12 protein-coding genes are annotated in these 11,227 nt (G+C 76.1%); 7 read left to right on the top strand and 5 right to left on the bottom strand.

Annotated elements, in window-relative coordinates; translation table 11 throughout:
• Positions 1–23 precede the first annotated feature (23 nt).
• Positions 24–959, top strand: coding sequence for a carbamate kinase (locus IE321_RS07855; protein ID WP_043224063.1), 936 nt, complete (start codon positions 24–26; stop codon positions 957–959).
• 267 nt (positions 960–1,226) lie between these two features.
• Here IE321_RS07855 and IE321_RS07850 read toward each other — a convergent pair whose 3' ends face one another.
• The 3 genes from IE321_RS07850 to IE321_RS07840 form a co-directional block, all read right to left on the bottom strand.
• A complete protein-coding gene (locus tag IE321_RS07850) occupies positions 1,227–1,880 on the bottom strand; it encodes a GntR family transcriptional regulator (protein ID WP_043224120.1) in 654 nt (217 codons plus the stop codon).
• 55 nt (positions 1,881–1,935) lie between these two features.
• Complete coding sequence (locus IE321_RS07845) at positions 1,936–3,033, bottom strand: adenosine deaminase (protein ID WP_190222271.1); 1,098 nt, start codon at positions 3,031–3,033, stop codon at positions 1,936–1,938.
• A 135-nt stretch (positions 3,034–3,168) separates the two neighbouring features.
• A complete protein-coding gene (locus IE321_RS07840) occupies positions 3,169–3,930 on the bottom strand; it encodes a GntR family transcriptional regulator (protein WP_190222270.1) in 762 nt (253 codons plus the stop codon).
• A 168-nt stretch (positions 3,931–4,098) separates the two neighbouring features.
• Between IE321_RS07840 and IE321_RS07835 the strand changes: the two genes are divergently transcribed.
• From IE321_RS07835 to IE321_RS07825, 3 genes are all read left to right on the top strand, one after another.
• Complete coding sequence (locus tag IE321_RS07835) at positions 4,099–4,350, top strand: LapA family protein (protein ID WP_190222269.1); 252 nt, start codon at positions 4,099–4,101, stop codon at positions 4,348–4,350.
• Positions 4,347–4,709 carry a hypothetical protein gene (locus IE321_RS07830; protein WP_190222268.1) on the top strand — a complete coding sequence of 121 codons (363 nt, stop codon included), beginning with the start codon at positions 4,347–4,349 and terminating at the stop codon, positions 4,707–4,709. Before IE321_RS07835 ends, IE321_RS07830 begins: the two co-directional genes overlap by 4 nt.
• Positions 4,710–4,793: 84 nt before the next feature.
• A complete protein-coding gene (locus tag IE321_RS07825; RefSeq protein WP_043224070.1) occupies positions 4,794–5,339 on the top strand; it encodes a GNAT family N-acetyltransferase in 546 nt (181 codons plus the stop codon).
• Here the strand turns inward: IE321_RS07825 and IE321_RS07820 are convergent.
• Complete coding sequence (locus tag IE321_RS07820) at positions 5,320–5,655, bottom strand: DUF6204 family protein (RefSeq protein ID WP_043224071.1); 336 nt, start codon at positions 5,653–5,655, stop codon at positions 5,320–5,322. The genes IE321_RS07825 and IE321_RS07820 overlap by 20 nt on opposite strands.
• A 157-nt stretch (positions 5,656–5,812) precedes the next feature.
• Here IE321_RS07820 and IE321_RS07815 point away from each other — a divergent pair, with 157 nt between their 5' ends.
• Positions 5,813–7,774, top strand: a complete 1,962-nt coding sequence (locus IE321_RS07815) for a DUF5107 domain-containing protein (protein ID WP_190222267.1) — start codon at positions 5,813–5,815, stop codon at positions 7,772–7,774.
• Between the two features lie 13 nt (positions 7,775–7,787).
• Here IE321_RS07815 and IE321_RS07810 read toward each other — a convergent pair whose 3' ends face one another.
• Positions 7,788–8,621 carry a methyltransferase domain-containing protein gene (locus IE321_RS07810; RefSeq protein ID WP_190222266.1) on the bottom strand — a complete coding sequence of 278 codons (834 nt, stop codon included), beginning with the start codon at positions 8,619–8,621 and terminating at the stop codon, positions 7,788–7,790.
• 468 nt (positions 8,622–9,089) lie between these two features.
• Between IE321_RS07810 and IE321_RS07805 the strand changes: the two genes are divergently transcribed.
• Positions 9,090–10,316 (top strand): sulfite oxidase, encoded by a 1,227-nt coding sequence (locus IE321_RS07805; protein ID WP_190222265.1) that lies wholly within the window; start codon positions 9,090–9,092, stop codon positions 10,314–10,316.
• A gap of 83 nt (positions 10,317–10,399) precedes the next feature.
• Positions 10,400–11,227: aminotransferase class I/II-fold pyridoxal phosphate-dependent enzyme (locus IE321_RS07800; RefSeq protein ID WP_190222264.1), on the top strand; the 828-nt coding region annotated here is incomplete at its 3' end.

Here is an 11,227-nt window from a genome sequence, read left to right as displayed (position 1 = left end):
ACTTGAGTCACAGGGGAAAACGCATGCGCATCGTCGTCGCACTCGGAGGAAACGCCCTCGCCCGCCGCGGGGAGCCGATGACCGCCGACCGGCTGCGCGCCAACGTCCGGGGCGCCTGCCAGGCCCTGGCCGGGCTGGCCCGCGAGCACGAGGTCGTCATCACCCACGGCAACGGCCCGCAGGTAGGCCTCCTCGCCCTGCAGAACCTGGCCTACCAGGACGTCGCGGCCTACCCGCTGGACATCCTCGGCGCCGAGACCCAGGGCATGATCGGCTACGTCATCCAGCAGGAGCTGTCCAACGCGCTGGCCGGCGAGCGCGAGGTCGCCGCGGTCCTCACCACCACCGAGGTCGACGAGGCGGACCCGGCCTTCGAGCGCCCGACCAAGCTGATCGGCCCGACCTACTCGGCGCAGGACGCCGCCGAGGCCGCCGCCGAGTACCGGTGGACCATCGCCCGCGACGGCGGCGCCTTCCGCCGCGTGGTGCCGTCCCCCGAGCCGCTGCGCATCATGCAGGCCCCGCTGGTCTCCACCCTGCTCGACAACGGCACCCTCGTCGTCTGCGTCGGCGGCGGCGGCGTGCCGGTCCGCACCGACTCCAAGGGCCGCCAGATCGGCATGCAGGCGGTCGTCGACAAGGACGCGGCCAGCGCCGCCCTCGCCGCCGACCTGAACGCCGACATGCTGATCATGCTGACCGACGGCGACTTCGTCAGCCAGGACTGGGGCACGCCCGAGCAGCGGGACATCCTCACCGCCTCGCCCGAGGGCCTGGCCGAACTCGCCTTCGCCGAGGGCTCGATGAAGCCCAAGGTCGACGCCGCGATCCGGGTCGCCCGGGCCGGCGGCCGCACCCTCATCGGCCCGCTGGAGCGCCTGGACGACCTGATGGAGCGCCGGGTCGGCACGGAGATCCGCGCCGACGTCCCCGGCGGCGTCGTCTACGTCGGGGAGTGACCCCGCGCGGGGGAACGCGCGAGGAGTCCCGGTCGTCGGACCGGGACTCCTCGATCATTCGGTATACCGGCCGGTGGTCGCGGCCACCGCCGGGCACGTGAAGGCGGGCCCGGCGGACACCACCACCCCCGGCCCGGCGGACACCACCGCACCAGGCCCGGCGGCCATCGACGCACGAGGCCCGGCGGACACCGCCACCCCCGGCCCGGCGGGCACGCCAGGCCCGGCGGACCCCGCCACCTCCGACCCCGGACCGGGGCCCGGAGGCTACTCCGCCGCCAGCCTCCGCTGGTGCTCGGTCGCCTTGCTCTGGCTCGTCTCCAGGTGACGCAGCGCCAGCTCCTCGACGCCCTCCACGTCCCGCGCCTCGATCCGCCGGAACAGCTCCTCGTGCTCCTCGGCCACCACCGTGAAGTCGTCGTGCTGGCCGAGCAGCCAGCGCATCCGGCTCCGCAGCGTGCCCTCCAGCTCGGTCAGCAGGGCGTTGTCGGCGAGTTCGGTGACCGTCTCGTGGAAGTCGGCCGCCGCCCGGCGCGCCTCGGCCCCGTCGCCGCGCCGCGCCGCCGCCTGTTCGGCGTCGAGGTCGCCGCGCAGCTTGGTGAGGCCCGCGCGGGTGCGGCGCTGGGCCGCGAGGCGGAAGGCCAGGATCTCCAGGGCGGACCGGACCTCGATGAGGTCGGCGATGTCCGAGGCGGTGAACTCCCTGACCACCGCCCAGGTGCGCGGCCGGGGCGTCACGAGCCCCTCGTTGACCAGGTCCCGCAGCGCGTCGCGGACCGGCAGCCGGCTCACGTCGAGTTCGGCCGCGATCTCCCGCTCCACCAGCCGGCTGCCGGGGGCCCGGGTCCCGTCGATGATCTGGTCGCGCAGGGTGCGCGTGATCCGCTCCGACTCGGGCTTGAACTCCTCAGCAGCTGTCATGGCGGCCATTCTTCCATCGGGAGGGCGACGCCCGTCGCCCTCCCTCCCCGGCAGGTCAGAGCGCCGCGTACCCGGGGCGCACGACGTCCTCGACGAGCCGCAGACGCTCCGGCAGCGGCAGGAAGGCGGCCTCCAGGGCGGCGACCGTGAACTCCTCGAAGACCTCGGGGCCGTACCCGAAGGCGTCCGCCATGTGCTGGAACTCCTCGCTCATGGTGGTGCCGGAGACCAGGCGGTTGTCGGTGTTGAGGGTGACGCGGAAGCCGAGGCGGCGCAGCTCGTCGATCGGGTGCGAGCCGTAGTCCTTGGCCGCGCCGGTCTGGAGGTTGGAGGTGGGGCAGACCTCCAGGGCGATCCGGTTGTCGCGGACGTACGCGGCGAGCCGGCCCAGCGTGCCGTCCTCGGCGATGTCGTCGGTGATCCGCACGCCGTGTCCGATCCGCTCGGTGCCGCAGACCTGCACCGCCTCGTGGATGGACTCGGCGCCGACGGCCTCGCCCGCGTGGATGGTGAAGTGGCAGTTCTCCCGCTTGAGGTGCTGGAAGGCGGGCAGGTGGCGGGCGGGCGGGTTGCCGATCTCGCCGCCGGCGATGTCGAAGCCCGCGACGCCGTTGTCGCGGTGCGCGACGGTCAGCTCCGCGATCTCCAGCGAGCGGTCGGTGTGCCGCATGCCGGTGAGCAGCGCGCGGACGGTGATCCGGCCGCCGGCCCGGCGCTCGCCCTCGCGGAAGCCGTCGTTGACGGCCTCGACGACCTCGTCGAGGCTCAGTCCGGCCTCCAGGTGCTGCTCGGGGGCGTACCGCACCTCGGCGTAGACGACCCCGTCCGCCGCCAGGTCCTCGGCGCACTCGGCCGCGATCCGGACCAGCGCCTCGCGGGTCTGCATGACCGCGCAGGTGTGGGCGAAGGTCTCCAGGTAGCGCTCCAGGGAGCCGGAGTCGGCGGCGTCCCGGAACCAGACCGCGAGCTCGGCCGGGTCCTCGGTCGGCAGCGCGGTGTAGCCGCACTCCCGGGCCAGCTCGACGATGGTGGCCGGGCGCAGCCCGCCGTCGAGGTGGTCGTGGAGGACGGCCTTCGGGGCGCGGCGGATCCAGTCGGAGACGGCGGCCCGGGGAGACGGGGAGGGCGCTGCGGGGTTGTCAGACAAGTGCATGGCCGGGAAGTGTACGTCATCGGCCGCCCGGCGGACGCACGGAAGCCGGAAGAACGATTCCGTACGACTCCGGGGGCCGGGCCCGGCCCCCGCGCCGCCCGCCGGCCGGGGGTGCGGGGCGCCGGGGGAGCGGGCTCAGTGGGACTGGAGGACCGGCAGGGCGGGCGCGCCGGTCGGGAGCATGTGCTTGGCGGCCAGGACGGGGCTGTCCCCGACCCGGACGACCTGGGTGACCAGGACCGCCGGGGTGTCCGCGGGGCGGCCCAGCTGCTCGCCGCGGCGCCGTCCGAGGAGGGTGGCGGTGATCCCGCTGTGGGCGTGCAGGGCGAGCTCGCGGGAGGCGTCGAGCAGGACCGAGAGCATCGAGGCGGCGGGGCCGTCCGAAGGTGCGGACGCGCCCGCCCGCAGCGCGGCGGCGAAGGCCGGGTGGACGCGGTCCAGGACCTCGTCCGGTGCCGCCCACTCGTGGCAGAGCGCGGCCGGTCCGGCCTCGCCGACCAGCACCGACTCCCAGAACCGCAGCTCGGCGCGGGCGGGCGCCAGCAGGTGCTGGGTGGTGAAGTCGGTGGGCTCCTCCAGGGTGCGCAGCAGGGCCCGCACGCGGGGGCCGGTGCCGCCGCCGATCAGCTCCTCCAGCGGCTGCACGTGCTCGAAGCCGCGGCGCGGCGGGCGCGCGTTCACGGTCCGCCCCACCCCGCGCCGCACGGTCAGCAGCCCGTCCTCCTGGAGGAGCAGCAGCGCCTCGCGCAGGGCGGGCCGGCTCACGCCCAGCTCGGCGGCGAGCTTCGGCTCGGAGGGGAGCGTGGAGCCGGGCGGGTAGGTGCCGTCGTGGACGGCGTCCGCGATCCGCTCGTAGAGCGCCACGACCGGTCGCCGCCGGTGCCCGCTGACCGTCAAGGCCCCTCCTCTTCCCGTCCCGACCGCTCGTCCGGCCACCACCGTAGCCGCCCCGGGTTGTCTGACAAGTCACCCGGACGGAGCCGTCCACCGCCCCGTCGACGTGCCGGTCCCCCCATTCTGGTCCCACGGGTACGCCCGTGACGGACGACGGAGGAAAGGGCGGGCATGAGTCCCAAGGACACGGTGGGTACGAAACGGGGTGACAGGTTCGGCGCCATCACCCCCGGACGGATCGGGATGGCGGTCGTCGCGGTCCTCCTGCTCGTCTTCATCTTCGAGAACACCCGCGAGGTCAAGATCCGGCTGCTGATCCCCGAGGTGACGATGCCGCTCTACCTGGCCCTCCTCGCCACCGCCCTGCTGGGCGGGCTCTGCGGCTGGTACGCGGCCCGGAGGGGCCCGAGGAGGAGCCGGTGAAGCGCGGGACCCTGATCGGGGCGGGCGCGGCGCTGGCCCTTACCGCCGCGGCGGCCGGCGCGTCCGGTGACCCCGACACCCGCCGGGCCCGGCGGGCGGAGGCCGGCGCGTGGCCCCCGATGCCGGACTTCCGGGGCGGCGGGCTGTGGCGGGTCTTCACCCGTCTGGACCACCGCACCCGGCTGGACGTCCACGACGCGAGCGGCCGGGACCGGCGGGTCCTGTGGCCCCCGCGCTGGCGGGTCTGCACCCAGTACCCGTCCGCGGGCACCGGCCTCGACCGCCGCACCACGGTGGTGATCGGCGTCCTGCGCAAGGGCGAGCCCTGCCCGGTCCGGGTGACGAGCGCCCGCCGCTGAGCGCGGGCGGGGCGGCGCCGGACGCCACCGGAGCCGTACCCGGCACGCCGCCCGCCGCCGCCCGCCCGGCGTTAGCCTGGGCCCATGCCCGACGCTCTCGACCGCTGCCTCACGGCCGGGCCCCGCGTGGGCCTGCGGCCCTTCACCCTCGACGACGCCGAGGAGTTCACCGCCCGGGCCGAGGAGAGCGTCGCGCTGCACCGGCCGTGGCTGTTCCCGCCCCGGACGGCCGAGCACTACGCCGCCTACGCGGGCGCGCTGATCGAGGAGCCGGCCCGGGCCGGCTTCCTCGTGTGCGAGCGGGAGCGGGCGGGCGCCCTCGCCGGGTTCCTCACCGTCAACAACATCGTGCACGGCGCCTTCCGCAGCGGGGCCCTCGGCTACGGCGCCTTCGCGCACGCCGCCGGGCGCGGCCTGATGGGGGAGGCGCTCGGCCTGCTCCTGGCGCACGCCTTCGGCCCGATGGGACTGCACCGCCTGGAGGCCAACATCCAGCCCGGCAACGCCCCTTCGCGCGCCCTGGTCCGCCGGGCCGGCTTCCGGCTGGAGGGCTTCTCGCCCGCGATGCTCCTCATCGACGGGGCGTGGCGGGACCACGAGCGCTGGGCGATCACCGACCCTTGCGGTTGATCTTCATCGTGTCGAGGTCGGTCACCGTGGACTTCAGCGGCGTGTGACGGTGTCCGAGGGCGGCCAGCGCCGCCTCCACCCGCTCCTCGGCGAGCGCCCCGGCCATCTCGTCGCCGTCCTCGGCGTCCGAGGTGACGACCAGCCGGTACGAGAAGTGCTTCAGCGCCCGGTCGTAGGTGAGCGAACCCTCCTCGGTGAAGCGCATGGCCGCCAGGCCGTGCTCCTCCACCTCGGCGAGCAGCCGCTCCCGGCTCTCGGGCGACAACCCGTCGAAGGTGCCCCGCACGATGACCCGGTAGGTGTGTGGCGTGCCCATCTCTCGTACTCCCGTGATGCTCCCGGTGCCCGCCCCGACGGCGGACGACCCTCCACCCTAGGCCGGGTACCGGCCGCCGCGCGCGCCAATAAAACGCCGCACAAAGCCCAGGTCACGCGGTCTGTTCAGGGCGGGCCCCGGCGTGTTCCATGGGCGGATGACGACCGTACGACGTGCCGTGCTCACCCTCCCGGCGGCCCCGCTCGGCCCGGACAACCCGCTGCCCGCCCTGCGCACCCCCGGACCGGCGCACGCCCTCGGCCCCGAGGAGCTGGCCGCGCTGCCGCGCGAGATGGCCCGCGGCATCGGCCGGGCGCCGCTGCGCAGCCTGCTGCCCGCACCGGTCCGCGACGGCTACGGCCGGGAGCGCCCGGAGACCGCCCTCGACGCGCTCGTCCTGGAGAACGACCGGCTGCGGGTCACCGTCCTGCCCGGCCTCGGCGGCCGGATCCACTCGCTGCGCCACAAGCCCACCGGCCGTGAACTCGTCTACCGCAACCCGGTGTTCCAGCCCGCCGCCTTCGCCCTCAACGGCGCCTGGTTCTCCGGCGGCATCGAGTGGAACACCGGCGCCACCGGCCACACCACCCTCTCCTGCGCCCCGCTGCACGCGGCGACCGTCCCCGCCCCCGACGGCACGCCGATGATCCGGCTCTGGGAGTGGGAGCGGCTGCGCGACCTGCCCTTCCAGGTCGACCTCTGGCTGCCCGAGGACTCCGACTTCCTCCTCGTCGGCGTCCGGATCCGCAATCCGCACGAGCGGCCCGCACCCGTCTACTGGTGGTCCAACACCGCCGTGCCCGAGCGCCGCCGGGTCCTCGCCCCCGCCGACACCGCCTGGCACCACGGCTACGAGCGCGGCCTGCGCAAGGTCCCGGTGCCCGCGGGGGAGGACGGCGCGGACCGCTCCCGCCCCGGCCGCAGCACCCACGCGGCCGACTGGTTCTACGACGTCCCGGACGGCCGGCGCCGCTGGATCGCCGCCCTCGACGAGGACGGCACCGGTCTCGTCCAGACCTCGACCGACGCGCTGCGCGGCCGCAAGCTCTTCGTCTGGGGCACCGGCCCCGGCGGCCGCCGCTGGCAGGAGTGGCTCACCGCGCCGGGCACCGACGGCTACGCCGAGATCCAGGCCGGACTCGCCCGCACCCAGCTCGAACACCTGGAACTCGTCCCGGAGTCGGAGCTGAGCTGGCTGGAGGCGTACGGGCCGCTGGCCGCCGACCCGGGCGCCGCGCTCGGCACCGACGGGGCCGCCGCGCTCGCCGAGGCCGAGCGGAGCCTCGACCTCGCCCTGCCCCGCACCGCCGTCGACGCCGCGCTCGCCGACTGGCGGGAGTGGGCCGCCGACACCGACCCGGAGCCGGACGCGGTCCTCGCGGCGGGCTCCGGCTGGGGCGCCCTGGAGGTCCTGCGGGCCGGCCTCGCCCTGCCCGGCACCCCCTTCCCGGAGGCCACCCTCGGAGCCGACCAGCGGCCCTGGCGGGACCTGCTGCGCACCGGCGTCCTGCCGCCGCCCGCCAAGGGCGACGTGCCGTTCCCGCCGCAGACCGCGCCGGCCTGGCGGGACATGCTGGAGACGGCCCCGGCCGACCCGGCCACCGAGTACCACCTCGGGCTCGCCCAGTGGCACGCCGGCGACCGGGCGCAGGCCGTACGGAGCTGGGAGCGGGGCCTGGCCGGGGCGGCGGTGCGCTGGCCGCTGCTCTACTGCCTGGCCGTCGCCGACCGCGAGGACGGGCACCCGGAGCGGGCCGCCCACCGCTTCGCCGAGGCGTGCGCGGAACTGGACGGGGCCGTCGACGGCCCGGCCGCGGTGACGACGGCCGCCGCGCTGACCCGCGAGGCCGTCGAGGCCCAGCTCGCGGCCGGCCGCACCGACCGGGCCCGCGCCCTGTGGCGGGCGCTGCCGGAGGAGGTGCGCGCCGGGGGCGCCTTCCGCCTCCTCGACGCCCGGATCCTGCTCGCCGAGGGGCGCCCGGCCGAGGCCCGCGCCGTCTTCGACGCGGGCTTCGAGGTGCCGGACCTGCGCGAGGGCGCGGAGGTCCTCGGCGAGCTGTGGGCGCGGCTCACCGACGAACCCCTGCCGGCCGCCTACGAGTTCCGGATGAGGCCCTGAGGGGGCGCCGGGGTCACACCCGGCACAGGATCTCGCCGTGCGGGACCATGAACCAGGCGTCCTCCGCGGTGCCCCACGCGCGCCAGGCCGCGCTGATCTCCTCCAGTCCGGCGCGGGTCGCGTGGCCGCCCTCGACGGCCAGGCCCGCGTAGGACGAGGCCGTGGTGCGGTCCGCCCACAGGCCGCTCCACCAGGCCCGTTCGTCGGGGGTGGCGAAGCACCAGGCGGTCGCGGTGGCGGTGACGTCGGTGAAGCCGGCCTGCCGGGCCCAGGCGAACAGCCGCCGCCCGGCGTCCGGTTCGCCGCCGTTGGCCCGCGCCACCCGGCGGTACAGGTCCAGCCAGTCGTCCAGCACGGGGCTCGCGGGGTACCAGGTGAAGGCGCCGTAGTCGCTGTCGCGGGCGGCGACGACGCCGCCCGGCCGGCAGACGCGGCGCATCTCGCGCAGCGCCTGGACCGGGTCGCCCACGTGCTGGAGCACCTGGTGGGCGTGGACGACGTCGAAGGAGTCGTCGGGGAAGTCCAGGGCGTGTACGTCCGCCACCAGGAACTCCACGCCGTCCAGGCCCCGTTCGGCGGCCGTCGCGCGCGCCTTGTCCAGCACGTCCTCGGCGGCGTCGACGCCGACGACCCGGCCCGGGGCGACCAGGGCGGCCAGGTCGGCGGTGATGGTGCCGGGACCGCAGCCGACGTCCAGGACGTCGAGTCCGGGGCGCAGCGCGTCCAGCAGGTAGGCCGCGGAGTTGGCGGCGGTGCGCCAGGTGTGCGAGCGGAGGACCGACTCGTGGTGGCCGTGGGTGTAGACGGCGGTCTCGTGGGCCTGGGACCGCTCGGAGGCGTGCGTCATGGAACCGACTCCCTCGGTGTGGGTGCGTGTCTCCACCGTAGGGGCTTCCGCCGGATAGTGAGACTGGCGTCTCGTCATATGGACTCGCGCGGTGGGGTGCGGCATCTGAACGGGTGGTGTCCGGAGGGGAGTTCGGAAGGGTGGCGACGGGCCGTTCCGGAAAGGTTGCGGATTGAAGTTGGTTTCTAGAAAGGACTTCTATATCTTTCCTGCGGGGGGACGCGCGACGGGGGGCGCGTACCGCGGGGCGGCCCGGACCGTGGGGGAACCGGGCCGCCGCGCCTTCTCCCGGCCACCGGGCCCGCCCCCGTCGGACCGGCGCCGTGCACCCCCTCGCCCCCACGCCCCGCCTCCTGTGACAGCCTCGTGAACAGGCGCCCCCGATCCCGGGCCGGACGCCCCGCGCGCCCCTACGATCGGCCCGCCGCCGTCCGGCGGACCGACCCCGTGACCGTGTCGAGGAGTCCCGTGCCGCATCCCGCCGTGCCCGCCCGCCGAACGCTCCTGAAGGCCCTCGCCGCCACCCCGGCCGCCGCCGCGATCCCCGCCGCCGCCGCCCCGGCCGCCGCCGCGGAGGCCCGGGCCGGCTCCGCCACCCCCGCGGCCCCGACCGCCCCCGGCATCGTCAAGCCGCTGCCCGCCGAGCACTTCACCGTGCGCGGCACCAACGCCGAGGCCCGCTTCGACGCCTTCGCCGACACCGGCTTCCTCACCCCCGCCGACCGCTTCTTCGTCCGCAACCACACCTCCACCCCCGTCCTCGACGCGCGGGACTGGCGGCTCACCCTCTGGGGCGACGGACTGCACGGCCGCGACCCCGTCCACTTCACCTACGGACAGCTCCGCGACCTGCCCTCCGTCACCCGGACGGCCCTCGTCGAATGCGCCGGAAACGCCCGCAGCCTCTACACCACCCAGCAGGGCCAGGCCGTCTCCGGCACCGCCTGGACCCTCGGTGCCGTCGGCGCCGCCCGCTGGCGCGGCGTCCGCCTCGCCGAGGTGCTGCGCCGCGCCGGACTCGCCCGCGACGCCGTCGACCTGCTCCCGCGCGGCCTGGACGACCCGTACGTCTCCGGCGGCACCGACTACGGCCGGGTCCGCCGCCCGCTGCCGGTCGCCAAGGCGCTGGACGACGTGATCCTCGCGTACGAGATGAACGGCGAGCCGCTCCCGTACGACCACGGGCACCCCGTCCGGCTCATCGTCCCGAAATGGGTCGGCATCGCCTCGATCAAGTGGCTCGGCGACATCGAGGTCTCCACCCGGCCGCTCACCAGCCCCTGGTCCACCGACTGGTACCGGCTCCTCGGCGAGGCGCACCCGCCCGGCGGCAGCGCCCCGATCACCCGGCAGACCCTCAAGTCCGGCCTCCAGCTCCCCTTCGGCGCCACCCTGGAGTCCGGCCGCGTCCACCGGCTCACCGGCCGGGCCTGGTCCGCGTACGCCCCCGTCCGCGCCGTCGACGTCTCCACCGACGGCGGCGCGAGCTGGCGTCCCGCCCGCCTCCACGACGGCCCCCGGCGCGGCGCCTGGGTCCGCTGGTCGCTGCCCTGGCGGCCCGAACGCCCCGGACCCGCCACCCTGCTCACGCGCACCACCGACGCGGCCGGGAACACCCAGCCGGACCGGGCCGTCCACAACACCCAGGGCTACCTCTTCGACGCCGTGGTCCGTCACCCGGTCATCGTCACTTAAAAGCGCGACAGCGGGCACAAGCGCCTATAAAGGGCACGGGGACGCCGTGCCCGGCGCCCCCGCGCGCTCAGGAGGTACGGGACATGCGGGAGACGGCTCCGGAAGGCCGCGGCCCGGTGCGCTACGGCCCCCCGGCGCCCGAGAGCGGCCGCACCCGCACCCCGGCGCTCGCCGCGCTCCCCGCGGCCGCCGCCGGCCGGACCGACCCCGAACCGCCCGGCGGCGGACCCGTCCTGCGCGAGGCCGCCGCCGGCTACTGGTGGCGGCGCGGCCTGCGCGGCCACGCCGAGGACGCCCTCGTCGCCCCCGGCGCCCCCGCCCTGCTCCTCGCCCTCCTCGCCGCCCACGGCGGCGACGTGCTGCTGCCCCGCCCCTGCCCCGCCTGGTGGACCCCGCAGATCCGGCTCCTCGGCCGGCCCGCCTACCACGTGCCCACCACCCCCGAGGCGGGCGGCGTCCCCGACCCGTACGCCCTCCTGGAGACCGTCCGCCGGATCCGCGCCGAGGGCGGCGATCCCCGCGTCCTGCTGCTGTCCGTCGCCGACGACCCCACCGCCACCGTCGCCCCGCCCGAACTCGTCCGCGAGAGCTGCGAGGCCGCCGTCGCCGAAGGCCTCCACGTCATCAGCGACGAGACCTGGCGCGACACCCTCCACCACCCCCGGGACACCGTCCTCCTCAGCCCCGCCGAGATGTGCCCCGACGACGTCACCGTCCTCGCCGACCTGGCCGGCGGCGGACTCGTCCCCGCCTCCTGGCCCTGCGCCGTCGCCCGCTTCCCGCCCACCGGCGCCGCCCGCGCCGACCGCTACGGCGACCCCCGCGCCCGCGCCCTCGACGTCCTCGCCGCCCTCGGCACCGTGCTCCCCGTGCCCGTCGTCCCCGCCGTCGCCCAGGCCCTCGACGAACCC

Origin of the sequence: Streptomyces hydrogenans (genome assembly GCF_014656075.1) — a bacterium.
Classification (GTDB): Bacteria; Actinomycetota; Actinomycetes; order Streptomycetales; family Streptomycetaceae; genus Streptomyces; species Streptomyces hydrogenans.
This window is presented reverse-complemented; position numbering and strand designations above follow the sequence as displayed.

Bases quoted from the DNA above. Each gene is read 5' to 3' on its own strand.
- IE321_RS07845 (WP_190222271.1), bottom strand. From the start codon at position 3,033: ATGCACTTGTCTGACAACCCCGCAGCGCCCTCCCCGTCTCCCCGGGCC.
- IE321_RS07835 (WP_190222269.1), top strand. From the start codon at position 4,099: ATGAGTCCCAAGGACACGGTGGGTACGAAACGGGGTGACAGGTTCGGC.
- IE321_RS07825 (WP_043224070.1), top strand. From the start codon at position 4,794: ATGCCCGACGCTCTCGACCGCTGCCTCACGGCCGGGCCCCGCGTGGGC.
- IE321_RS07850 (WP_043224120.1), bottom strand. From the start codon at position 1,880: ATGACAGCTGCTGAGGAGTTCAAGCCCGAGTCGGAGCGGATCACGCGC.
- IE321_RS07815 (WP_190222267.1), top strand. From the start codon at position 5,813: ATGACGACCGTACGACGTGCCGTGCTCACCCTCCCGGCGGCCCCGCTC.
- IE321_RS07810 (WP_190222266.1), bottom strand. From the start codon at position 8,621: ATGACGCACGCCTCCGAGCGGTCCCAGGCCCACGAGACCGCCGTCTAC.
- IE321_RS07855 (WP_043224063.1), top strand. From the start codon at position 24: ATGCGCATCGTCGTCGCACTCGGAGGAAACGCCCTCGCCCGCCGCGGG.
- IE321_RS07820 (WP_043224071.1), bottom strand. From the start codon at position 5,655: ATGGGCACGCCACACACCTACCGGGTCATCGTGCGGGGCACCTTCGAC.